We start from the raw sequence: 23708 nt of genomic DNA, 5'->3' as shown, positions 1-23708 counted from the left end.
GCATACGCAGTCCGGCGCCCCTCGCCTCGCACCTGGGCGACGTCACGAGACGCTGGGCGATGCGCTCCCCCGCGAGGCCCGGGTGACTCCTAGTTTCAGGGCACACCCACTGGAGGAGATTCATGCGAGCCCTGCTGCTCTTCACCCTGCTCACCCCCTTCGTCCTGGCGCATGCCGCGGACCTTCGATTGGAGCCCCACACCTTCCGCGCCAGGGATGGTCGGACAGTGGAGACCGAGCTGGGCCACCTGACCGTCCCCGTGCGACACGCCCGGCCCGAGGGCGCCTCGCTCACTCTGCGCTTCGTCCGCTTCAAGAGCACGAACCCGAAGCCGGGAGCGCCCATCGTCTATCTCGCGGGCGGACCGGGCGGCTCGGGCATCGATGCCGCGAGAGGCGTCCGCCATGACCTCTTCCTGGCGCTTCGCGAGGTGGCGGACGTCATCGCCCTGGACCAGCGAGGCACGGGGCAGTCCACCTTCCACCCCGAGCTGGGCCACCCCTGGTCGGTCCCACTGGACCAGCCGGTGGATGAGGCGCTGCTGACCGCGACGCTGAAGAAGGCCACCACCGAGGCCGCGCAGGCGTGGACCGCCGCGGGCGTGGACCTGGGCGCCTACACCACGGTGGAGAGCGCCGAGGACCTGGAGTCCCTTCGCGAGGCCCTGGGCGTGCCCCGCTTGAACCTCTGGGGCATCAGCTACGGGACGCACCTGGGACTGGCGTACCTGCGGCACCATGCGGACAAGGTGGACCACGCCATCCTGGCCGGAGTGGAGGGGCCGGACGACACCTGGAAGCGGCCCGCCCAGGCCGAGGCGCTGCTGGACCGCTGGGACGCGCTGCTGCGCGCCCGGGAGCCGAAGGGCAAGGGACTCAGGGTCCGGCTGCGGACCCTGATGGATGCGCTGGGGCGCGGTCCGCGCACCGTGAAGTTCACGGATGACAAGACGGGCACCGAGCGGACGTGGATTGCAACCCGGTTCGACCTGCAGCGGGCCACGTTCGAGTCACTGCGAGACCCGGCCACCTTCGAGCGCTTCCTGACGCTGCTCCCCGTGCTGGAGGCGGGACACTTCGAGGCGATGGCCCCCTTCGCGTCGGACCTCCGAAGAGGAGAGCTGGGGCCCATGTCGTTGGCCATGGATGCCGCGTCCGGAATCAGCCCTGCTCGCAGCGCCCGGATTGCCCGTGAGGCACGCACGGCCCTGCTGGGGGGAGCGGTCAACGCGGGCGTGGCGGAGGCCGCCTGGGCTCCCGGGGTGGTGGACCTGGGCGAGGGCTTCCGGGGCCCGCTGAAGGCGCAGGTCTCCGTGTTGATGATCAGCGGCACACTGGATGGCCGCACGCCTCCCGACAACGCGGAGGCGCTGCGCCCCGGGCTGTCCAGGGCCGTGCACCTGGTGCTGGAGGGGGCGGGCCATGACGGCCTCTTCCAGTCGGACCCGCGCATCCTGGAGCGCATGAAGGCCTTCCTCCGGGGCGAGAAGCTGACCGATGCGCGCCTCCAGGTAACGGGCGCGCGCTGAGCGGACGAGGCCTGCCCGCGCTCGCGCTCGCGCGGTGCAGGACACCCTCAGTCCCAAGCGCAGGCCAGGGCGCCGCGCAACCTGTAGGGCTGGCGCGTGTTCGCGGAGGGCATGCACCCAAGACTCCTGATGCTTGCCACCCTCCTGCTGTCCACCTCCAGCTTCGGCTTCGGCGAGGACCTCTGCTACGCCACCGATGGAGGAACACCGCTCAACTGCCAGCCGCTCCCCGCCGGCTGCGCGCCTGGAAACGCATCGGCGCAGTGCAAGACCGCGGCGCTCGCCGCGGCGGGAAATGCCCAGGCGCAGTCGAGCGGCGGCCGCAGCCTCGTCCACGCCGATACCACCCACCTGCTCGCCCAGGCCGTGGGCTTTCCGGCCGACAAGGCCTACTGGATTGCCGCCTACGACCAGGCCACCGACTTGAGCGTCTTCGAGCCGCGCACCCTCTCGGGGGCGCCGCTCTCCGATGGCGTGCAGCGCACCACCCGCTCCATCAACGGCGTCAACCGGGGCAACTTCGCCACCGGCGGCGTGCTCTTCCACTTCGTCGCCCCGCGCAATGGAGGCTCCACGGCGCCCGACCCCACCGTGGACGGCCTGCATCCGGACGCCGAGGACGTGGACGAGGTGCTGCTCACCAACCTGCGCGCGTGGGCGCTCGGGGGCTCGGCTCCCGGTCGCGCCTGCGCTGCCGGCCTGACGGTGCCCACGTCCGGTGGCGGCTATGCGCTCGGTCCGGCGTGCTACCAGTTCGGCGGACAGCCGGGCACCATCTCCGGGAGCCTCGCGGCGGTGGGACCGACGGCCGTTCCCTTCAACCTCCAGACCGGCCCGCAGGTCATCGATGATGAGGCCGGCGTGCTCGCCACCGACTTCGACACCTATATCGGAGCCAATGCGCCCGAGGCCCGGGCCGGCATCTATCTGCACACGCTGGCCGACCGCATCTCCCACCACGTCTGCACCGATGCGTCCTCCAGTTACGGCCCCACCGGGCTGCAGCGCACCTTCACCATCGACATGTCCAACGCGGAGTGCGTCCAGACGATGCACGTGCTGCGGCACGTCTGGGAGACGGGAGTGAACTTCTCCGCGCTGCCGCCCGCCGAGCGCACCACCGAAGCGGCCCTGGGCGCGGTCTTCGACGCGCTGCTGGAGATTGCCACCTACCGGGGGCTGGCCTCCGGCCCCAGCAGCCAGACCGAGGCCCTCAAGGCCCAGCTCGTGTCGGAGCTCTCCACGGCCCTGCAGGTCTTCGATGCCCGGCAGCGCGCCCTCGCCATTCGCGACGTCGGCTGCCAGCGGGGGTTCTCCGCCTTCCCCGGCATGGCCGTGTGCAGTAGCACCGTGCTCGGCGACGCCCCCTGAACCCCGGGGCGCCAGGTCCCTGCGCACTTGCGCGTGGACCGCGACAGGGCTTCTGTTCCGACGAAGCGTCGACCCGTTCCGTCCGGAGCCCGCCCTGTCTTCCCGTCTCGACCCTCGCCGTCTCGAAACCTTCCGTGTCGTGGCGACGACAGGCCAGATGTCCGCGGCCTCGCGGCTCCTGCACCTGTCGCAGCCGGCCGTCACCGCGCAGGTGCGCCAGCTCGAGCATGACTGTGGCCGCCCCCTGCTGGTGCGCACCGCGCGAGGCGTGCGCCTCAACGAAGCCGGGCGCATCCTGCTGGAGTACGCCCAGCGCCATCACCGGCTCCTGGACGAAGCGGCGCTCGCGGTGGCGGGAGAAGCAGCGCTGAGTGGCGAGCTGGAGCTGGCGGCCAGCACGACGGTGGCGAGCTACGTCGTGCCAGACCTGCTCGCGTCCTTCCTGCGAGACCACCGGGGCGTGCAGGTGCGGCTGGAGGTGGGCAACACCGAGCAGGTGCTCGCATGGGTGAGCGAAGGACGCGTGCCGCTGGGGCTGGTGGAAGGACACGCCCGGGCCTCGCGCATCCGGCTGGAGCACTACCTGGATGACGAGCTGGTGCCCGTCACCGCCTCGCGGGCTCCGGCGGAGCTGCTGCGGGTGCGCACGGTGGAGTCGCTCCGGACGGTGCCGCTGCTCTGGCGCGAGCAGGGCTCGGGAACGCGTGCCGTGCTGGAGCGCGCCCTGAAGCGTGTCGGCGTGCGGCGCCGGGGCCCCCAGCCGGGAGACCTGCAGCTCGGCAGCACCGAGGCCATCAAGGGCGCCGTGTCCGCGGGCCTCGGCGTGGGCTTCCTCTCCCGTTGGAGCATCCAGGGAGAGCTGGCCTCGGGCCGCTTCCGCCTGCTGCCGCTGTCCGGGCTGCACGTGAAGCGCGCCTTCTCATGGGTCCTGCCGGTGGACGCCCCCGCGGGAGTCGCCGGCCACTTCCTGAGGCATGCCCGTGCCACGCCGCCCGTCCAGCCGTGACGGTGGCGACCTCATGCGACGAGGTGGAACAGGATGGCGCCCAGGCTCAGGCTGGCCATGACCACCCATAGCAGCAGCCCCTGGAGCAGGGGCCGCATGCCCACGGCGCGGACGGCGCTCCGGGTGAGGTTGGCCCCGATGAGGAACAGGGTCAACACCAGCACCTGCCGGGAGACGCCCGCCACCACATGTCCCGCGGGCTGGAGCCCGGGCACCCAGGCGACGAGCGCCGCCGCCGCGAGGAACCCGAGGATGAACCAAGGCCAGCGCGTCCGCCCCTGAAGCGCCACCCCGCCCTTCCGGCGTTGCCACGCCCCCACCCCCAGCGTCAGCGGGACAATCCACAGCGCACGGGCCAGCTTGACGGTGGTGGCCACCGCCAGCGACTCCGGGCTGTACCGCAAGGCCGCGCCCACCACGGAGCTGGTGTCGTGGATGGCCAGGGCGCTCCACAGCCCGAACTGGTTCGCGTCCAACTGAAGCACGTGCCCCACGGCCGGAAAGGCGAAGAGGGCCACCGCGTTGAGCAGGAACACCGTGCCCAGCGCCACGGACACCTCCTGCTCCTTCGGGCGCAACACCGGCACCACCGCCGCGATGGCACTTCCTCCGCAGATGGCCGTGCCGATGCTGATGAGCAGGCCCGCCTCCCGTGACACCCCGAGCACCCGGGCCAGCAGGATTCCCAGCAGCAGGCAGGTGCCGATGCCCACCACCGTGTAGAGCACGCCCCCTGCCCCCACGGCGGCGACCACGCGCAGGTCCATGCCCGCGCCCAGCCCCACCACCGCGAGCGACAGCAGCGCGTGGGTGGCCCGGCGGGTGAAGTCCACGTAGGGGTTGCCCACCGTCAGTGCCACGCCGACTCCCGCCACCAGTGCGACTCCCGTGGACACGAAGGGCAGGAGACTGACCACCGCGCACAGCGGCACCAGCAGGTGCCCTGCGCTCAAGGAGCCCCAGCGCGGTACGAAGGGCGCTTGAAGGAGGCGCTGTCTGTCGCCAGCGCCGTCGGTGTGGGCATCCATGCGCCTCAAGCTGCGCTCGAAGGCATCAGCCCACCAGCCGTAAGAAGCGATGAGCCATCAGCTTCCTTGATGGCTGGGCTCCAGCCTGCTCCCGTGAGCAGGCACAAGAAGCGACGAACGCATCAGGCTCCCAGCCACTCACGCGCGGAGTGACTGGGAGCCCGTGGGTTTCCCGCCGTGCCAGAAGCGAACCCCACCCGCCTGTCGCTCGCGGGCGGGGCACGCACCCGGCTCAGGTCAGCGGTAGTCCCACTTCTGGTTCGCAGCGCCGGTGCACTCCCAGATGTGCAGCTTGGCGCCGCTGTTCCCATTCCACGCCGCGATGTCCACGCACTTGTTGGCGAGCACGCTGACCAGGTCCCCGGCGCCGCTCAGCACGAACTGCTGAGCCGGGTTGCCGTTGCAGTTGGCGAGCTGGATGGCCGCGCCGTTGGCCGTCGACGCCCAGGCCACGTCCATGCACTTGCCGCCTGCCTGGAGCGTGCCGTTGATGAAGGTCCACTTCTGCGCGCCGCTGTTGTTGCAGTCCCACATCTGGAGCTGCACGCCGTCGGAGAAGTTGGAGTTGGGCACGTCGATGCACTTGCCATTCCAGCGCGAGATGAACGACGCGCCACCGCCACCACCGCCCGTGGTCCGGAGCGTCAGGCCGTAGGTGCTCAGGATGGGGTTGATGGGCTGGTAGAACGTCTGCGGAGGGTTGCCATTGGCGCACGTCCCCGCCACGCCGGACGTCACACCCTGCGCCTGGTTGCCGGAGATGACCGAGCCACCCGAGTCACCGCCATCCGCGCAAGCGTTGGTCCTGCTGAGGCCATAGACGGGGCCGTTGGAGTAGTTGACCGTCACGTTCTTCGCCTGGAGCACCCCGCAGCGCCAGCCGGTGGTGTAGCCGGACCGACAGATGGACGCGTTGAGCGGAGCCTCCTGCGAGCCGGCGACCGTCACGTTGGCGCCAGCGTAGTTGTAGACCCAGGGCTGCGGAGTCCACGAGCCGTTGGTCGCCACCCAGCCGAAGTCGTTGCCGGGGAAGACGGACGCGCGGATGGTGCCCATCGCCACGCCGTTGTGGCCGGTGGTCGCGGTGCCCGCCCCGCCACAGTGGCCCGCGGTGACGAAGCCGCCGTTGACGGAGAAGCCCACCGAGCAGCGGTAGTTGCTGAAGTAGTACGGGTCACCGCCGCGCACGTCGTACGCCAGCTGCGGCGCATGGGTGGACGGGACGACGCGGATGGAGCCGTCCTTCGCGCCGCTGCTGCGCGCCACGAAGGCGTCGGCGCGGAGCTGCGACTGGCTGGCGGCATCCGCGTAGACGACGACGGTGTTGGTGGGCAGGTCGACGTACCAAGAGTGGATGGCGGGCGAGAGCTCCTGGACGTTGCCGTCCAGCTCCGCCTTCACGCGCTCCAGCTGCGCCAGGCTCCGCGTCACGCGCTGGGGCAGCGCGCCCGCGAGCCGGACCCGGGCGGCGCTGGCCTCATCCGTGACACCGACGACGAGCTGGCCACCCGCGGCGTCGAGCCAGGCGCCACCGAACTTCGCACCCAGTTGTTGGCGCAGCGCCTTCTCGAGCCCCGGAGCTTTCGCCTCGAAGGCGAGCCGGCGGTGGACCTGCTCCTCGGTGAGACCCAGGTCACGCCGCATCGCGGAGACGATCTCCGGAGACACGTCCCGCGCGGCAGGGGCCTCCTGAGAGGCGGCGGCCTCGGCGGACGTCGGGAGGCCGGTCAGGGTGGCCATGCCGGCGAACATCGCCGTCACGGTGGAGAGCCAATGGAAGGTTCGGGTCATGGATTGGGTCGGATGAGCCCAGAGCAGAGGCGAACGCCAGGGTGAGGGGGGCCCCTGCTCGTGGGCGATGGAGGTGTCCCTGGCGTTTCGCGTTTTCCCTGAGCAGAAGACATGCCAGCTCTTTCGCGAACCGCTGGGACTGCATGTTCCGAGGCAGGCGGGCCCGCGAGTCCGGGCGCCATGCCGTCAGACAGTGGTAACTGGAGTGACCAGGTGGAAACCGCTGTTACCAGCCGCACAGTCAGGGAGACGGCCCACCTGCCCCGGCCCGGCGCCTCCAGCGCGCGAACGGGGCCCCATGGTAGGTTTGGAAGGCATGGAATCCCACCTTCCCCTGAGAGTCTCGGTACCCCTGCTGGCACTGCTGTGCCTGTGCACCCTGCCCCGCGTGGCGCTGGGAAGCGACACGGGCGCCTCCGGGTCCGAGGAAGCCCTGAGCTCCTTCCAGCGCCGCATCGAGCGCGCCGAGCACCTGTACGAGTCGCTCGAGTACGAGAAGGCGCTCAACTGGCTGTCCCAGGCGAAGCAGGTGGCGTCCACCATTGAAGAGCAGGCGAAGGTGGCGCTGTACCGAGGCATCGTCCTGGCCGACCTAGGCCGGCGGAAGCAGGCGCTGGAGGAGTTCCGCGCCGGGCTGTCGCTCCAGCCGGAGTCCGCGCTGCCCTTGCAGGTCGCGCCCAAGGTCCGGCGGGACTTCGAGTCGGTGCGCAAGCAGGTGCTGCGCAAGCTGGGGACCACCGCCTCCAACTCCAAGCGCACGGGCGACGCCGACGCGGAGAAGCCAGTGGAGGAGCCGGCGGCAGCGCCTCCCCAGGCCGAGGCGTCCGTCGCCGAGAAGCCCGCCGCCGCCACGACGCCGGCTGCCACGCCAGCTCCCACGCGCGCGTCCACGGACCTGCGCTCCCGGCTGGGCGCCGCAGGCTCGGAGGTAGGCCAGCGCTTCGGGTCGGCCCTGGGCTCGGCGCTGGACACGGTGGTGGGCCAGCCCCGCAAGCCGGCGCAGACCGCGCAGCCAGAGGCTCCGACGGCTCCGGCGGCTCCGGCGCAGGAGAGCACCGCGAAGGACGAGCCGTAGGCCCGCGCGACTTCGCGGCCCTCACTCCTCCAGCAGGTTGAGCTTGAAGACGTTGGCCTCGCCGGCCTTCACCTCGATGCTCCGAGTCACCTTCTTGCCGAGCTTCGGGTTGACGGCCGTCACCGCGTAGATGCCCTCGGGCACGTCGATGGGAGCGAACGGCGTCTCGCCGACCTTCTTCCCGTCCAGGTACACGATGGCGTACGGCCGGATGCGGAACTCCAGCGTGCCGAGGTCTCCCTTCACCTCCCGCCGCGCGACGACCTTCCGCTCCGTCGTGGAGCCTCCTTCGGCCTTCGCGGTACTCGCGGGCGCCGTGCCCTCGGTCGGAAGGCCACCTTCCGGTGCCATCTCCTCGCCGTCCGCCAGAGTCTTCGCGGTGCCGGCGAGTTGAGTCCCGGCTCCTGTCGCCACCGCCGCACCGCCCACCGTGCCTGAGGGTTGCGTCCCGGCTCCTGTCGCCACCGCCGCACCGACACGTGGAGCCCCGTCCGCTGAAGCCGCCGCACCGCCCGCCGGAGCCAGACCGACGGCGGCGCTCAGCCCCTGTCCATTGACGGCGGGCGACGTGGGCGAGTCCGCCCCAGGCGCTTCGCGAGTCTCGGAGGCCGTGGCTGGCAGGGGCCGTGGCAGGTCCGCCCCTGGCGACGTCCCGAGCAGCAGATAGCCGCCTCCCGCGACGAGCAGCACCCCGCCCGCCACCGCCGCCGGAACGAACTTCCGGAAGCCCTTCGCGGACCGTGGGCGCTTCACCGTCGAGACGGACGAAACAGAGGAGGGCGGCTCCTCGCCGTCTCCTTGTCGCCGCGCGCCGCGCCCCATGGCCCGCGTGGGCTCCGTGCCGTCCTCGACCTCCGGACGGCGCGGCGAGGTCGCCGGCGTGGGCGCCGTCGGCGCGGCGTGCCCGTCCACCACCTGCTCGACGAGCTGGGCAATCTGGTACGCCCCCACCGGCACGCCCGTGGACATCACGAAGCGGTCCAGGTCCGCCTGGAGCGCACGGCAGTCCGGGTAGCGGCCCTCGCGGTCCTTCGCCAGCGCGGTGGTGAGGATGGACTGCAGGACGCGGGGCAGGTCCGGCCGGTAGCGCGTCGCGGGCACGGGCGCGTCCGAGACAATGGCCTTCATCATGCCCAGCTCCGAGGCGGACTCGAACGGGAGGCGCCCGGTGAGCAGCTCGTACAGCACGACGCCCAGCGCGTACACGTCCACCCGCCGGTCCAGCGGAGCCGCCGTCACCTGCTCCGGCGGCATGTACGCGACCTTCCCCTTCACGATGCCCGTCTGCGTCCGGTGCTTCTGCCCCGCCACCTTGGCGATGCCGAAGTCCACCACCTTCACCGCGCCCTGCCGCGACACCAGGATGTTGTCCGGGCTCACGTCGCGGTGAATCAACCCCAGCGGCTCGCCCGTGGCCGGGTCTCGGAAGTCATGCGCGAAGGCCAGGCCCTCGGCGGCGGCGGCGACCACCCGGGCGCAGATGGCGGGAGGCAGCTTCACCCCCTTCGACGCGGCCTGTCGCTCCCACCGGCGCAGGTTCGGGCCGTCGATGAACTCCATGGCGAGGAAGTAGCTGCCCTCCGCCTCGCCGAAGTCGAAGATCTGCACGATGTGGGGATGGTTGAGCCCGGCGACCAGCCGCGCCTCGCCGAGGAACATCTCCACGAAGGACGGGTCCTCCACCAGATGCGGGAGGATGCGCTTGAGCACGAGCGTCTTCTCGAAGCCCCCGGGCCCCTCGGCCTTCGCGAGGAAGACCTCCGCCATGCCCCCCGTCGCCAGCTTGCGGATGAGCTGATATTTGCCGACTCGCATTGCCGGGGGTTTTCCCAGGTTTGTGACGAAAGGGAAATCCCTCCCCCCCGCCCCCGCGGCTCACTCGTAAGGCAATGAGAGGTAGTGCGCGCCCAGCTCCGTCACCACTCCCGGTGCGCCGAGCAGGCTCGCGTAGCATGGGTCATTCGTCCACCGGCCGGTGAACCACGCGTAGCGGAACACGTCTTCACGGCGCTCACAGACGGCGACCATCTCCGCCATCTGCGCCTTCTGCTTCGCGACGGAGTCAATCTGCGCGCCGTCCTGCTGGCTGTGACAGTTGGCGAACTCGGTGACCCAGAAGGGCTTCCCATACTTCTTGAGCCGGTCGAGCTGACCCGCGAGCCCATAGTCATACCAGTGGAACGCGAGGTAATCGATGCGCGGGGCGCGGTTGCCATTCGCGGAGCGATAGGCCGCGTAGAACGCGTCGAGCCAGACGACCGGGTCCGAATACCCCTGCACCGTGCCCCAGCTCAGCGCGGGCCCCACGAGCTTCACCCCCGTGTTCGCGGCGACGCTCTCATACCGGGGCCACAGCTTCGCCGCGTCCTGGGGCGACATGTTCGCCTGGTCCGCGAGGTTGGGCTCGTTGAGGAGCAGCAGGTATTGGATGTGCGGGTTCGCCTTGAGGAAGGCCTCGATGCCCGGGGCGTCGAAGTTCCCGTTCCACAGCATGGGGATGAAATCCATCCCGTAGCGGGAGCGATAATCCGTGGGCACATCCCGATGAGGCCGGGGACTCCAGTTGTACCACCAGCTCACTCCGGAAGAGATGGCGGCGAGGTCGGCCGGCGTCGCGAGGTCAAAGGCAATCCCCCGCTTGGCGCTCTTCGTCGGAGCATCCGTGCCCGCATCCGATGAAGACCCGGTACCGGCATCCCATCGCCCCGAGGGCCCGGCGTCCGCCATCGGCGGAGTGCCCTCTCCCGGAGTGCTCGCACCACAGGCCAGCAGCAGGAGCGCGGAGAGGCAGGCCGGCACGAAGGACCTTCTCATGTGTCTTCACCTCGGGCCGGGAGGAAGGCCCCGCTGTCGTCTCAAGGCTGCCGGGCGAGCTTAGTCCAGAAGCCGAAGAAACTTCGCGAGGCGAGCGCGTCCAAAGCCCAGCGTCTCGGTGACGGCGACCGAGGGTCGGGCGCGGAGCCCGTGCGGCTCACCCGTCGAAGCGGATGATGCGCTCGACGCGATAGGTGGACGCCGACTCCAGCGCCTTCAGGAGCAGCAGCTCCCCGGACTGTCCCAGCTCCACGCCATCCTTCCCGGGCTTCTCCAGGCGGAGGGTGTCACCCACCTTCGCGGAGTGCCCCGCCAGCGGCACGGCGAACAACCCCTTGCCGTCCACTGTCTCGACCGCGCCCAGGACGCGCAGGTCGCCCAGCTCCGCCACCTTCCCGACGTGGGCCAGCTCGAGCTGCTGGCCCTTCCGCCGCACCTCGCGCGTGACGGCGATGCCCACGTCCGCGGTGAAGGGCTTCCCATCCGCGCCGAACAGGCCCACGTCCTTGAGCAGCACGTACACCAGGCCCGAGCTGACGTTCTCCGGGATGGAGTCGTAGCGCGCCACGTCCGCCTCCGCCGCCTTGCCGGTGGCGAGCGCGTCCAGGGCCGTGGCCAGCGCGACGAAGTTGAGCCGGACCAGCGGCTCGTCCGGCGGCAGCGACGTCCAGGCGCCCGTTTCGATGAGGACCGACGGCGTCCCCCAGCGCGTCATGTTGTCGCCGAAGGCGCGCACCTCGAAGGAGTCGTCGTAGCGCCCCACCTGCCCCGGCGCGAGCGTCTCCACCGCGTCGCGAATCACCGCGCACACCTTCTTGGCCAGCAGCCGCCCCGGGTTGTCGCTCCGCTTCTCGTCGAAGGCCGCCGCGAGCAGGGAGATGGACGCAGGACGCCCCGTCCGGCCCACCGCGTGGCGCCAGTCCTGGTTGTGGAGGTTGAAGCCGATGAAGGGCTTGAGCCTGTCGCGAAGCCCCTTCAACGCCCTCGCCTCCGGCGTCTGGAGCGCGAGCGCATCCCGGTTGATGTCGATGCCCTGCGCGTTGCGGCGCTGGAAGCGCTCGGCGCCGTCGGGGTTGAGCAGCGGCACGGCGTGGAGCGTCAGCGCCCCGAGCATCCGCGCAACCCACGGCTCCTGGCGGTGCGTCCGCACGTACTCGAGGAAGTCGAGCAGGGCCGTGGTGGCGGTCGGCTCGTCGCCATGCATCTGGGACCAGAGCAGCACGTGCCGAGCTCCGGTGCCCAGCGACACGTGGTACAGCGCCCGCCCCTCCACCGAGTGCCCGATGACTTCCAGTTGGAAGAGGTCCGGCGCGCGCTCCCGAAGGGCCTTCAGGTGCTTCTCCACGTCGGGGTGCCGCACCAGGGGCGCAAGTGGCAGCGCCTTCGAGTGAGCCTCCGACCACTGCGCGGAGAGCACCCCGGGAGATGGCATCGCCTGAGAGGAGACGGTGGAGGAAGCACGCATGGAAGTCTTGGGCGGCGCAGCGCCGAGCAGGAAGAGGGAGGACAGCAGGAGCAGGAAGCCTCGCGGCCGGAAGGTCTGTCTGACGGAGCCCATCACCATGTCCTTGTCTGCCCTCATGCTAACAGCCGGGAGCGCCCGATTGAGGCAAGATGCAGGCACATGGACACGCCGCGAGTGCCGCTCCGGGCACAGCCCCTCACACGCGAAGCCTTTGCCCCCTTCGGTGACGTCATCGGCCTGGGACTCTCTGGGGGCTCCACCGCCAACCAGGGGACCGCCACCCGGTTCGACAGGGTGGCCCGTCTGGCAGGCAGCCGGCCCCAGGCGGAGCCCAACCTCGCGGTGTTCCGCTCCGTGGCGAAGACGCTGCCCTTCGAGGTGCGGCTGCTCGAACGGCACCCGTGCTCGACGCAGATGTTCGTGGCGCTGTCGTGCCAGCGCTTCCTCGTCGTCGTGTGCCCGGATGACGCGCGCGGCGAGCCGGACCTCTCCCAGCTCCGCGCCTTCGTGTGCGGCCCCGGCCAGGGCGTGAACTACCGCGCGGGGCTGTGGCACCACCCCATCATCGCGCTCGACGGGCCGGCGGACCTGCTGATGCTCGCGTGGGAGGACGGCACCGCGCGCGACTGCGAGGAGCGTCCCCTGCCCGAGCCCTACCTCGTCACCAGCGACTGACGCAGGGGCGGGTCGAGCCGCGCCTCGCGCAGCACGCCTCCCTCGTTGTGCAGCTCGACCAGGGGGTGGCGCACGGGCTCCAGCCGCTGATCCGGGTGCAGGAGCGCGCCACCTCCCAGCGGAATGCCGATTCCGCGAGCCCCCGGGCCCGCCGCCCGCACCGCGCGCTTCAGCTCCTTCCAGTCCGGCTGCTCATGGACGCCGACGAGGAAGGGCGCGAGCGCGAGCGGTGTGAAGAGGGACGCCTCGCCGGACAGGGGCTCGCTCCACGCCTTCGCCGCGAGCTGCATCGCTCCCGCGGAGATGCCCATGAGGATGGCGCCTTCCGCGTGGCGCCGCCGGAGCAGTGGCTCCACCCCGTTGCGCTGGAAGGTCTCCCACCCCAGGAGCGGGTCTCCTCCAGCCAGCAGGATGATGTGCGCGCTCGCGAGCCACGCGCGGTCCTCGTCCGAGGGCCGCGAGGGAATCATCCGGCAGTGGGTGATGCCGGCCAGCTCCATGGCGCCGACGAAGAGCTCGAAGTACGCGGGCTCGTCTCCGTTGGAAGCGCCCAGGTAGGCCGCATGGAGTGACGGGCCGCCCGGCTCCGCCCCCAGCAGCGAGTGGAGACGGGCCAGGAACGGCCCGTCCCCGCTCCGCCAGAACAGGAGCGAGCTGTCCGCGAGGAGGAACAGCGGCTTGAGCGGAGCCCCCACCGTCAGTTCGTGAGGTCGCTCACGAGGTTCAAGGGGACGCCTGCCTGCGCGGCCAGGCCGTCCTCGTCCTGGAGATCGAGGTCCCCCGTGGAGATGACCCACACGTCCAGCGCCGGGTCGTTGTCGACGTTCCCGATGCACGCCATGGTGATGTTGCAGTCGGGGCACTGGCCGGACAGGCCGAGCCGCTCGGCCACGTCCGGGGGCAGGTCCGCCGTGGAGAGGGGCTGCATGGTGCCGTGGCGGAAGGTGTCCACACTCACGGCCACCGCGCCCTCCGTCGGCTCCGCCTGGGCCTGGGTGCGAGCCTCGACCGGGCCCTGGCCCGCGAAGTAGGCGTAGCGGTTGCCCCGCTCGGGCGCGAAGCCCACCTTCGCGAGGTTCGGCTCGTAGGTGTTGGCGTCGGCGTAGTGCGCCTGCTGGGCCGAGTACCACGCCTTCAGGTTCGCCTTGCACTCCGACTGCTTCGAGCGGGCCTGGAACCTGATGAAGTTGGGAATCGCGATGGCGGAAATCATGCCCACGCACGGGCAGGCCAGCAGCACCGCGACGACGCCGAGGATGATGTAGAGCGTCTTCCGGCTGGACCCCGCCGGGACGGAGGTCACGTTGCCGCACGCGCAGGTGATGCCGGAGCCCGGTGCGAGCCCCGTCACGTCGAGGGCACGGCCGCACTTCGGGCACTTCATGGTCGCCATCTGGAGAATTCCCCCTTCTGTTCCGGCGCACCCTCGCGCCGTGCGCGGCACCGTAGCATGGCCTTTCGTGCGCTCCGCCAATCCAGACTCCCCATTCGCGGCGCCCCATTGAGAGGCGAGGTCTCCCCGGCCCCACGAAAACAGGGCCCAGGGTGAACGTGGACCGCCGAGGCCCGGGGGCGGCTACACTGCGCCGGTGCCGAAAGACCTGCTCGACCTGGATGCGACGCCCGAGCGCCTGCGCGCGCTCGCGGACGCCGGAATCCTTCCGCCCGCCGCGCTGGAGCGCGCGCTGCACCTGTCCGTGGCGTCGCCTCCCAGGGCGGAGTGGCGGAGCTTCCTGTCCACCGCGCTGATGGCGCTGGGCACGATGCTGGTGCTCTCGGGGGTCATCTACTTCTTCGCGTACAACTGGGCGGACCTGCACCGCTTCGGGAAGCTGGGCCTCATCGCGGCGGCGATGGTCGGCACCTCGGTGGCCGCCTGGCGCCTGGGCGAGGGGCTGGCCGGACAGTTCGCGCTGCTGGCCTCGGCGGTGCTCGTGGGGGCGCTGCTGGCCGTGTACGGGCAGGCGTACCAGACGGGCGCGGACCCGTACGAGCTGTTCCTCGGGTGGGCCGTGCTCATCCTCCCCTGGGTGGCCCTGGCCCGCTTCGCGCCGCTGTGGCAGTTCCTGCTCGTGCTCCTGGACACCGGCGTCATCCTCTTCTGGGCGCAGGTGCTCGACGGCGACGAGGACAGCGCCGCGTGGCTCGCCGTGGTGCTGGGCCTGCTCAACGGCTTTGCCTGGGCCACGTACGAGCACTTCGCGAACGCGGGCGTGTCCTGGCTCCAGAGACGGTGGGTGCCGCGGGGGCTGGCGGTGATGACGGTGGCCCCGCTGCTCGCGGCGGCGGCGGTCTTCATCGTCGCGCCGTCGGAGGTCGGGCCTGGGGCCGGCGTGGCGCTGCTGCTGGTGCTCGGCACCCTGGCGGCGGACTACGCACTGCACCGCCACCTGCGCGGAGAGCTGTTCCTGCTCACCCTGGGCGTGCTGTCGGCGATGACGCTCGTCACCACGTTGGTGGGCCGGCTGCTCATCGTGGAAGGAGACATCAACGAGTTCAGCCTCTTCCTCATGCCCTTCGTCATCATCGGCGAGGTGGCGCTCGCGGTGTGGTGGCTGCGCAATGAAGCCCGGACCACGGGCTCCGCGGAGGAGGCCTGACATGGCACGCCCCTCGTTGCAGGACGTATTGAGCTCCCTCCAGGCGGAAGGACAGCTGGCCCCTGACGCCGAGGCGCGGGCCCGGACCGCCATGGAGGTGTACCGGCGCACCGACGTGGCCACCCCGTGGTTCGTGAAGGCGCTCGCCGGCTTCGGCGCCTGGGTGGCCGCCGGGTTCCTCCTCAGCTTCTTCGGCTGTGTCGGCATCCTGGATGAGGAGGCGGTGGTGGCCGTGCTGGGGCTCGTCATCTGTGGCGGCGCCACGGCGCTGCGCCGCCACGGACACGGCGTCTTCCTGGAGCAGCTCGCGCTGGCGCTGTGCCTGGCCGGAGCCGCCATGGTCGTGGTGGGCGTGGGCTCGGCGCTGGACAGCGAAATCGCCCCGGCCGTCGCCATGCTGGTCATCGGAGCGGTGCTGCTCGCCTTCTTCCCAGACGCCATCCTCCGCTTCCTGATGACCGTCTGCATGGCCGGGGCGACGGTGTTCCTGCTGTGGAAGGCGCTGGGAGAATTGGGCATCGAGCTGGGGCTGCTGGGCTTCACGGTGGCGGTCCACCTGCTCTTCCTGGAGCAGGTCCGGCTGCGCCTCGGGCGGTGGGGCGAGCTGGTGGGCCCCGTGGCCTACGCGCTGGCGTGCGGAGTCATGTGCTCGCTGTTCTCGCTCCGCTACCTCGGCATGGTGGACGCCATGCTGAGAGACCCTGGCGTCGCCACGCCGGATGCGCTGCTGACCCTGGGGCTGACGGCGGTGACGCTGTACACCGCGTGGCGGGTGATGAAGGAGCTGGGGCTGGACGCCACGGGGCTGGCGGGCGCGGCGGTGTTCGTCGCGCTGGGGCTGACGGCGGTGCTGACGCTGCACACGCCGGCCCTCATCGCCGCGGTGGGGTTGATGGTGCTCGCCTTCCACCGGCGCGCCCCGGTGCTGCTGGGGCTGGCGGGGGCGTTCCTGCTCGCGGCCGGCGGCGTGTACTACTACGACCTGGGGCTCACGCTGCTGGCCAAGGCGCTCGCGCTGACGGGCAGCGGCCTGGTGTTCCTGGGCCTGCGGACGTTCCTGCTGCGGCGCTTCCCCGCCGCGCCAGCGGAGGTGCGGTGATGCGCGCGGCGGTCATCTTCGGCGGGCTGGCGCTCGCGCTGGGAGCCCCGGCGGGGCTCGTCGCCCAGAAGGAATACGTGCTGGCCACCGGCCGCCCGGTGCTGCTGGAGCTGGCGCCGAGAGATCCACGCTCGCTGATGCAGGGCGACTACATGGTGCTCGACTACGCCATCAGCCGGGAACAGCAGCAGCAGGACCCGGGGCAGCCGCGCGACGGCCACCTGGTGCTGCGCCTGGACGAGCAGGGCGTGGGCCGCTTCGTGCGCCTGGACACGCCGGAGACGCCGCTGGCGCCGGGAGAGTTCAAGCTCCGCTACCGCGTCCGCCAGGGCCGCGTGCGCCTGGGCGCGGAGTCCTTCTTCTTCCAGGAGGGCCACGCGGGCCGCTACGAGCAGGCACGCTACGGCGAGCTGCGCGTGGCGGGCAGCGGCGCCAGCGTGCTCGTGGGCCTGCGCGACGAGCAGCGCGAGCCCATGGGGCGCGACGCCCGGTAGCCCGGGAGTCCACCCTTCCACAGACGCAACACCGTGGCGGCTTGCCCTCCGGCCCCCTTTCGGGCATCATCCATTTGATTTCGATAATCAAAATCAAAATCAGGAGAGAGAAGATGCTCGGTCAGGGATGCGGCAAGACGGTGTTGGCGCGAGGTCCGTGTGCGGAGGTGACGCGGTGCACGTGTGGGCACCTGCACCTGGCCATGGGCCCAGTGACAATCCGCGTGGAGGAGGACGTCCTCCGGGCCATCGGGTTGACGCTGGCCGAGGCGCTCCAGCGGCTGGGCGCGCCAGGAGCGTCGCCCGAGGGCGTGCTGGCCTCCGGAGGGTGGGAGCAGTGAGCGCCACCGGCTCCCTGCGCCGGCCCCGGACGGACCTGTCCGCGCGCGTCCGCCGCCTGCCCGACGTGGAGCCCTCCGAGCCCCTGCGCGCGCCCGGGACGGCCCCGCTGTCCGTGCTGCTGGAGGAAGGGACGGAGAAGACGCTCCAGCAGGCGCAGGACTCCCTCTTCCTCCAGACGCTCTTCCTCGACACCTGGGACGGAGGCGTCTTCGGCCAGTTCGTCCGGGCCCAGCACTACGTCAGCTATCTGCGCCAGCTGCACTTCCTCTACTCCGCCTTCGAGGACTTGCTGCCGCGCGTGGTGGACACGGCCATGACGCCGGTGCTGCTGCTGCCGGAGCTGCGCCGCGCAGAGGCGCTGGAGGCGGACCTGGACTACTTCTGCGGCGAGACGCGGACGGACACGTTCGCCTGCCTGGAGGCCCGGCTGCACGCGGAGCGCCTCCGCGAGGTCGCCGACGGCGCGCCGCACCTGCTCGTGGCCCATGCCTATGCGCGGTGCATGCTGGACCTCTTCACCGCGCCGGCCCGGGCCCGCTGCGTCGCGGAGGCGTTCGAGCTGGAGGACGGCCGGGGCACGCGCTTCTACGACGCTCCCCGCGCGCCGGAGCTGGACGCCTTCCGCGTCCGTCTCCACTCCCGCATCGACGGGCTGGAGCTGGACGCTGACGAGGCCCAGGAAGTCGTCCAGGAGGCCCGCATGGCCTTCCGGCTCCATGCGCTCGTCTGCGCCGAGCTGGCGCGCGGCGCGACGGGAATCGCGGCGAGGGAGGGCTCGGCGACGAGAGCGCCCTGCCCCTCCCGCTGAGCGCCGTCCCACCGGCGGTGCCCTTCACCCGGGCACCGCCGCTCAGGCCGCCTCGTCCTCCGACAGCAGGTCGGCGAAGGGAGACGTGTCCTCACCCAGGGCCTTGTAGAGCGCCTCCACCTTCTCCAGCTCGCGCTTGAGCGCCTTGTGGTGGTTGCGGTTCTTCACCAGGCTCTCGCGGCCCAGCAGCCGGAAGCCCTCGTCGCGGCCCACCTGGCGGATGGCCATGCCCAGCACCAGCCCGCGGAAGGCGTCCGCCAGGTCCAAGTCCAAGGGGGCGTTGCGCTTGCGTGCCTCGGCGACGAAGGCCTGCGCCGCCGCGCGGAGCGCTTCGGGGAGTGGCTTGGCGCCCGGGGCCTGCTCGTAGTCCAGCGCCCGGGCGACGTGCTTCTCCTGCAGCACCAGCTCGCCGGTGGCGTTGGTGTGCTCCACCATCGCCAGCGTGTAGGCCCGGCGGACGATGTTGTCGAGCTGCCGCAGGTTGCCCGGCCAGCTCCCGCCCACCAGCAGTCGCTCCGCCTCCTGCGTCAGCCGCGCGCTGCCCTCGGGCAGGCGCTCGCGGTGCCGCCGGACGACCATGTAGCGCGCCCACAGCGGGATTTCGTCCTGGCGCTCCTGCAGGGCCGGCATGCGCACCGGCAGCACGTTGACGCGGTAGTAGAGGTCCTCGCGGAAGCGGCCCGCGCGCACCTCGGCGTGCAGGTCCGCGTTGGTGCCGATGATGAAGCGCACGTCCGCCTGACGCTCGCCGGTGCCCTCGCCCAGCGGACGGTAGCTGCGCGACTCCAGCAGGTGCAGCAGGCCCGCCTGCGCCTTGAGCGACAGCTTGTCGATTTCGTCGATGAACAGCGTGCCGCCGTCCGCGCGCGCCACGCTGCCGGGCGCGTCCCGCACCGCGCCGGTGAAGGCGCCCTTCTTCCAGCCGAAGAGCTCCGCCATCTGGAGGTCCTCGGGCACCGTCACCAGGTCCAGCGTCTCGAAGGGCTTGCCCCGGCGGTTGGAGCGCTCGTGGCACCAGCGCGCCAGCCGCGACTTGCCCGCGCCGGTGGCGCCGCTGATGAGGATGGTCTCATCCTGCAGCGCGAAGACGCGGAGGATGGGCAGCAGCTCCGCCATGGAGCGCCCCACCACCGGGAGGAACTCGTCCACCTCGGGCGTGGCCACCGGCCGCTGCGGCAGCCCCGCCAGGTATGGCGCGGCGACATCGGCGAGCAGCTGCAGCCGGTCTCCCGCCGACAGCCAGACGAACTCCTGTCCCATGGCGGCCAGGCAGTCCGCCTCCAGCGAAATCATTCCCTCGATTCCGCCGCCCGGCGTGCGCAGCGGCAGCACGCACACGTGCGTGGCATGCCGGCCGAGGAAGCGCTGCCGGCTCTCGTTGCTATGGAAGCCCGCCAGTCCCGGGTCGCCCGTCACCGGGGCGTTGGGCGCGTGCGGCTGCACCGTGCCCACGTTGACGTCGATGGACACCGCGCACCGGTGCTCCACCACCGCGCGCCAGGCCGTGGCGGACGTGAAGAAGGGCGTCCCCACACTTGCATCCGTAATCTCAGAGGCCCCTACATCCAGCGCGGCCAGGCGGCGGTAGGCCTCGCCGGGGCGCAGGTGGACGATTCCGCGGAGGACGCGGGCCCGGGCTGCGTACCGACTGGACGCAACCGCCTCCTGGGCCAGGGTCAGCAGCCGGCGCAGGGTCGCGGACGCGGCGGTCTCGAAGTCCTTCGCCCCCCGCAACGCGGTCAGGAGCTGCGCCATCTCATCTTGCATCCACTCGCCTCCATCCGGAGCCATCCGACCCAACCCGTCAGGGCCGCATCGGAAAGGAGCAAGTGTAGCGGAGATGGAGATGAAGAACGCGGAAGGAGCGGCCCCTCCTTCCGCGTTCTCGGACCTCCATGACGGCGGGGCGTCCTGGTTTCCCGTGACGCCACGCCCGAACACCATGCGAACTTCGGGCCACGCGATCATCCGGCACCCCGTCCCAGTCCTTTCAAGGGGATGGCTCGAAAGGGGCTCCAGAGGCGCTCCGGAGTGCGTTCCAGGAGGACGCGAGCGCGTCCTGGTGGGACGCAGCGGGTTCTCGGCGGACTCAGCAGGGGGCGGCGGGTATGCTCCGCGCCCCTATGACGGCTCCAGCGTGGCTCCACTCCCTTCCTGGGGTGGGGGAGACCCTCGGCCCCTACCGGCTCCTCGAGGTGCTGGGACAGGGGGGCATGGGAGTCGTCTACCGGGGTGAGCACCCTGACACGGGCGAGGCGGTGGCCGTCAAGACGGTCCGGGCCGCCTCCGAGGTGCCGCTGGCCAGCATCCGCCGGGAGATTCACGCGCTGCGTCGGCTGCGGCACGCGGGAGTGGTGCGCATCGTCGCGGAGGGCGTGACGGACGGGCTGCCCTGGTACGCCATGGAGCTGCTGCGCGGGCAGACGCTGCGCGGCGCCAGCGCCGGCCAGGAGGCGGGCCCGGTGGGCCCGGAGCGACTGCGTGCCGTGCTCACCCTGGTGCGGCGCATGTGCGCGCCGCTGGCCTTCCTGCACGCCAACGGCCTCGTCCACAGAGACCTCAAGCCGGAGAATGTCTTCCTCCGCCCGGACGGCACGCCGGTGCTGGTGGACTTCGGCATCGCCGCGAGCTTCGGCGGCTCACGCGGCCGCGAGACGCTGGATGTGGGCGGCACGGTGGTGGGCAGCGACGCGTACATGGCCCCGGAGCAGCTGCGCGGCGGCTTCGTGGACGCGCGCGCGGACCTCTACGCGCTGGGTTGCATCTTCTATGAGCTGCTCACCGGCCGGCCGCCCTTCCTCCCCGGCCGGGAGGGCCCGGTGCCGCACCAGCACCTGCACGTGGCGCCGGTGCCCCCGTCGCGGCGGGTGGAGGGCTTGTCCGAGGCCGTGGACGCGCTGGCGCTGCGGCTGCTGGCGAAGAAGCCTCCGGAGCGGCCGGGCTACGCGGAGGACGTGGCGGCGGCGCTGGACGCGCTCGGCGCGGAGGGCGGCGGCGACGGAGGCGACACCGCGCCCAGGACACCGGCCTATCTGTATCGGCCGGACCTGGCCGGGCGCGGGGGCGAGCTGGGGCGGCTGATGGACGCGCTGGACGCGGCGTCGCGAGGCCAGGGCGGGCGCGTGTTCCTCGGCGGAGAGAGTGGCGCGGGCAAGACGCGGCTGGCGCTGGAGCTGGCGTCGGAGGCCACGTGGCGGCGCATGGCGGTGGTGACGGGCGAGTGCGTGCCGCTGGATGCCGGGGGCGCGGACGTCCACGCGGCACCGTTGCAGCCGCTGCGCCCGCTGCTGCTGGCGGTGGCGGACCGGTGCAACGAGCGCGGCGCCGAGGAGGCGGACCGGCTGCTGGGGCCGCGCGGGCGCGTGCTCGCCGCGTACGAGCCGTCCCTGACGCAGCTCCCCGGCCAGGGCGCCCAGCCCGAGCCCCCGCCCCTGCCCGCCCCGGAGGCGCGCGCCCGCGTGCTGGCGGCGCTGCGCGACACGCTGCGGGCCTTCGCGGAGGTGCAGCCGCTGCTGCTGGTGCTGGATGACCTGCAGTGGGCGGACGAGCTGACGCTGAGCTTCCTCCAGGAGCTGGGCGCCGCGCACCTCGCGTCGCGGCCGGTGCTGCTGGTGGGCACGTACCGGATGGACCAGATGGACGCGGAGCTGCGCGCCGTGGTGGGCGCGCCGGACGCGGTGCGGGTGGAGGTGGGCCGGCTGGACGCGGCGAGCGCGGGGGAGATGGTGCGCGGCATGCTGGCGCTGCGCGAGGTGCCCGGTCCCTTCGTGGATGCGCTGGTGCGCGAGACGAGCGGCAACCCCTTCTTCATCGCCGAGTACCTGCGCGCCGCCATCGACGCGGGGCTGCTCTTCCGCGCGCCCTCGGGGGAATGGCTCTTCGAGGCGGGCGGCAGCGCGGGCACCCGTCCCCTGCCCCTGCCGGGCAGCATCGTCGAGCTCATCGAGAGGCGGCTGGCCGACCTGGGCGCGGAGGGCCGCGCTCTGGCGGAGGCGGCGTCCGTGCTGGGGCGCGAGCAGGACGCGGAGCTGCTGCTGGCCACCGCCGCGCTGTCGGAGGCCGCGGGGCTGGAGGCAGTGGAGGAGCTGCGCCGCCGGCAGGTGCTGGAGGAGTCCGGCAGCGGGCGCCTGCGCTTCGTCCACGACAAGCTCCGCGAGGTGGCCTACGCGCGGATTCCCGCCGGGCCGCGTCAGGCGCTGCACCTGCGCTCGGCCAAGCTGCTGGAGCGCCGGTACATGGGCACCCCGGAGCTGGAGGGCCAGGCCGCGGCGCTGGGCCACCACTGGTCCCGCGCGGGTGTGCCGGCCCGGGCCAGCGGGTGGCTCGCGCACGCGGGAGACCGGGCACGGGCCGCGTACGCCAACGGGGATGCGATTGCGTTCTACGAGGCCGCGCTGCGCGAGGTGGCGGCGTCCGGCGGGAACGCGGACGCGTCTCCGGGGAACGCGGAGCCCCCCGGGGTTGGCTCGGGAGCACTCGCGGTGGACCGCGTCTGGGAGGGGCTGGGCGAGGTGCTGGCCCTCACCGGAAGGCAGGCCGAGGCGCGCTCGGCCTTCATGGAGGCCCTGGCACGCATTCCGCAAAGCGAGCGCGTCCATCGCGCCAACGTCCTGCGGAAGGTAGGCAAGGCCCTGCAGACGCACCACCAGAACGAAGAAGCCCTGCGCGTCTACGCGCGGGCGGAAGCAGAGCTGGGCCCCGCGCCGGGCCTTGGCTCATCCGCGCCAGGAGAGTCCGAGGCGGCGTGGTGGCACGAGTGGGTGCAGCTCCAGGGCGAGCGCATCACCGTGCACTACTGGCTGGCGCAGCTCGACGCGATGAAGGCGCTGGTGGAGGGCGTGCGGCCGGTGGTGCAGACGCACGGCACGCCGCTCCAGCGGGCGCGCTTCTTCAACTCCCTGGTGCAGATGCAGCTGCGCAGCGAGCGCTACCAGGCGTCCGCGGAGACGATGGCGCACGCGCGCGCCTACGCGGAGGCGGCGATGGAGGCGGGCGGAGACCCGGAGCGCGCGGGAGCCCGGTGCGTGCTCGCCACGGTGCTGCTCTTCCACGGCGTGCTGGACGAGGCCCGCGCGGAGATGGAGCTGTCGCTGCGCGAGGCGGAGCGACTGGGCGACGTGACGCTGCAGACGCGCTGCCTCACGTACCTCACCGTCATCCTCCGGCGCCTCGGACAGGTGGACGCGACTCGCGAGGCGGCCGGGCGCAGCCTGGAGGTGGCCTCCACCGCGCGGATGGCGGACTACGTGGGGGCGGCGCACGCCAACCGGGCCTGGGTGGCCTTGCGCGCCGGAGACCGGGCACAGGCTCGCGAGGCGGGCACCGAGGCGCTGCGGCTGTGGCAGCCCCTGTCGCTCGTCTATCCCTTCCAGTGGCTGGCGCACTGGCCGCTGATGTCGGTGGAGCTGGACGAAGGGCGCCTGCCCGAGGCGCTGGGCCACGCGCGGGCCATGCTGGCCACGAGCCAGCAGCGGCTGCCGGACACGCTCTCCGCGCCGCTGGCCGCGGCGGTGGCGGAGGAGGCGAGCGCCCCTTCCGCTAGCGAGCAGCTCCTGCTGGCGCGAGAGTCCGCGCGGCGGCTCGGCTACTTGTAGCAGTGTGACTTCCCACC

At 71.8% G+C, this 23708-nt stretch carries 19 protein-coding genes; 11 read left to right on the top strand and 8 right to left on the bottom strand.

What is annotated here, in order from left to right:
* The first annotated feature begins 122 nt into the window (after positions 1 to 122).
* The 3 genes from G4D85_RS09385 (at position 123) to G4D85_RS09375 (ending at position 3906) form a co-directional block, all read left to right on the top strand.
* Positions 123 to 1529, top strand: a complete 1407-nt coding sequence (locus G4D85_RS09385) for an alpha/beta fold hydrolase (protein ID WP_164010172.1) — start codon at positions 123 to 125, stop codon at positions 1527 to 1529.
* 111 nt (positions 1530 to 1640) lie between these two features.
* Complete coding sequence (locus G4D85_RS09380; RefSeq protein ID WP_164010170.1) at positions 1641 to 2900, top strand: hypothetical protein; 1260 nt, start codon at positions 1641 to 1643, stop codon at positions 2898 to 2900.
* Positions 2901 to 2994: 94 nt separating this feature from the next.
* Positions 2995 to 3906, top strand: a complete 912-nt coding sequence (locus G4D85_RS09375) for a LysR family transcriptional regulator (RefSeq protein WP_164010572.1) — start codon at positions 2995 to 2997, stop codon at positions 3904 to 3906.
* A gap of 11 nt (positions 3907 to 3917) precedes the next feature.
* Here G4D85_RS09375 and G4D85_RS09370 read toward each other — a convergent pair whose 3' ends face one another.
* Both G4D85_RS09370 and G4D85_RS09365 read right to left on the bottom strand, forming a co-directional pair.
* Positions 3918 to 4859, bottom strand: a complete 942-nt coding sequence (locus tag G4D85_RS09370) for a YeiH family protein (RefSeq protein ID WP_240359163.1) — start codon at positions 4857 to 4859, stop codon at positions 3918 to 3920.
* A 312-nt stretch (positions 4860 to 5171) separates the two neighbouring features.
* Entirely contained in the window at positions 5172 to 6725 is a 1554-nt protein-coding gene (locus G4D85_RS09365; protein ID WP_164010166.1) for a S1 family peptidase, read from the bottom strand.
* A 316-nt stretch (positions 6726 to 7041) separates the two neighbouring features.
* On the opposite strand from G4D85_RS09365, the gene G4D85_RS09360 reads away from it, so the two are divergent.
* Positions 7042 to 7800 carry a tetratricopeptide repeat protein gene (locus G4D85_RS09360; protein ID WP_164010164.1) on the top strand — a complete coding sequence of 253 codons (759 nt, stop codon included), beginning with the start codon at positions 7042 to 7044 and terminating at the stop codon, positions 7798 to 7800.
* Positions 7801 to 7821: 21 nt separating this feature from the next.
* Here the strand turns inward: G4D85_RS09360 and G4D85_RS09355 are convergent, their stop codons facing one another.
* The 3 genes from G4D85_RS09355 to G4D85_RS09345 all read right to left on the bottom strand — a co-directional run bounded on the left by G4D85_RS09355 (position 7822) and on the right by G4D85_RS09345 (position 12196).
* Entirely contained in the window at positions 7822 to 9615 is a 1794-nt protein-coding gene (locus tag G4D85_RS09355; protein ID WP_164010162.1) for a serine/threonine protein kinase, read from the bottom strand.
* A 60-nt stretch (positions 9616 to 9675) separates the two neighbouring features.
* Complete coding sequence (locus G4D85_RS09350; RefSeq protein WP_164010160.1) at positions 9676 to 10614, bottom strand: glycoside hydrolase family protein; 939 nt, start codon at positions 10612 to 10614, stop codon at positions 9676 to 9678.
* Positions 10615 to 10771: 157 nt separating this feature from the next.
* Positions 10772 to 12196 (bottom strand): M14 family metallopeptidase, encoded by a 1425-nt coding sequence (locus tag G4D85_RS09345; RefSeq protein ID WP_240359162.1) that lies wholly within the window; start codon positions 12194 to 12196, stop codon positions 10772 to 10774.
* A 42-nt stretch (positions 12197 to 12238) separates the two neighbouring features.
* On the opposite strand from G4D85_RS09345, the gene G4D85_RS09340 reads away from it, so the two are divergent.
* On the top strand, positions 12239 to 12754 hold the full coding sequence (locus G4D85_RS09340) for an ureidoglycolate lyase (RefSeq protein WP_164010158.1): 516 nt from the start codon (positions 12239 to 12241) through the stop codon (positions 12752 to 12754).
* On the opposite strand, the gene G4D85_RS09335 is transcribed toward G4D85_RS09340, so the two are convergent.
* Both G4D85_RS09335 and G4D85_RS09330 read right to left on the bottom strand, forming a co-directional pair.
* Positions 12733 to 13449 carry a Type 1 glutamine amidotransferase-like domain-containing protein gene (locus tag G4D85_RS09335; protein ID WP_164010156.1) on the bottom strand — a complete coding sequence of 239 codons (717 nt, stop codon included), beginning with the start codon at positions 13447 to 13449 and terminating at the stop codon, positions 12733 to 12735. The two genes, G4D85_RS09340 and G4D85_RS09335, sit on opposite strands and share 22 nt — an antisense overlap.
* Positions 13450 to 13451: 2 nt before the next feature.
* Positions 13452 to 14147, bottom strand: a complete 696-nt coding sequence (locus G4D85_RS09330) for a type IV pilin protein (RefSeq protein ID WP_164010154.1) — start codon at positions 14145 to 14147, stop codon at positions 13452 to 13454.
* Between the two features lie 196 nt (positions 14148 to 14343).
* On the opposite strand from G4D85_RS09330, the gene G4D85_RS09325 reads away from it, so the two are divergent.
* From G4D85_RS09325 to G4D85_RS09305, 5 genes are all read left to right on the top strand, one after another.
* Positions 14344 to 15354, top strand: a complete 1011-nt coding sequence (locus G4D85_RS09325; protein WP_164010152.1) for a DUF2157 domain-containing protein — start codon at positions 14344 to 14346, stop codon at positions 15352 to 15354.
* 1 nt (position 15355) lies between these two features.
* Complete coding sequence (locus tag G4D85_RS09320; protein ID WP_164010150.1) at positions 15356 to 16453, top strand: DUF4401 domain-containing protein; 1098 nt, start codon at positions 15356 to 15358, stop codon at positions 16451 to 16453.
* A complete protein-coding gene (locus G4D85_RS09315; RefSeq protein WP_205525480.1) occupies positions 16450 to 16947 on the top strand; it encodes a GDYXXLXY domain-containing protein in 498 nt (165 codons plus the stop codon). Before G4D85_RS09320 ends, G4D85_RS09315 begins: the two co-directional genes overlap by 4 nt.
* 113 nt (positions 16948 to 17060) lie before the next feature.
* Positions 17061 to 17288, top strand: coding sequence for a hypothetical protein (locus tag G4D85_RS09310; RefSeq protein WP_164009206.1), 228 nt, complete (start codon positions 17061 to 17063; stop codon positions 17286 to 17288).
* A complete protein-coding gene (locus tag G4D85_RS09305; protein ID WP_164010146.1) occupies positions 17285 to 18097 on the top strand; it encodes a biliverdin-producing heme oxygenase in 813 nt (270 codons plus the stop codon). Before G4D85_RS09310 ends, G4D85_RS09305 begins: the two co-directional genes overlap by 4 nt.
* Positions 18098 to 18139: 42 nt before the next feature.
* Here G4D85_RS09305 and G4D85_RS09300 read toward each other — a convergent pair whose 3' ends face one another.
* On the bottom strand, positions 18140 to 19864 hold the full coding sequence (locus G4D85_RS09300; RefSeq protein ID WP_164010144.1) for a sigma-54-dependent transcriptional regulator: 1725 nt from the start codon (positions 19862 to 19864) through the stop codon (positions 18140 to 18142).
* A gap of 341 nt (positions 19865 to 20205) precedes the next feature.
* Between G4D85_RS09300 and G4D85_RS09295 the strand changes: the two genes are divergently transcribed.
* A complete protein-coding gene (locus G4D85_RS09295) occupies positions 20206 to 23691 on the top strand; it encodes a serine/threonine-protein kinase (RefSeq protein ID WP_164010142.1) in 3486 nt (1161 codons plus the stop codon).
* Positions 23692 to 23708: the final 17 nt, after the last annotated feature.

The sequence above is a fragment of the Pyxidicoccus trucidator genome (genome assembly GCF_010894435.1).
In the GTDB taxonomy this organism is placed as follows: Bacteria; Myxococcota; Myxococcia; order Myxococcales; family Myxococcaceae; genus Myxococcus; species Myxococcus trucidator.
Note: the sequence above shows the minus strand (reverse complement) of the source record. Positions and strands in the feature narration are given on the sequence as shown.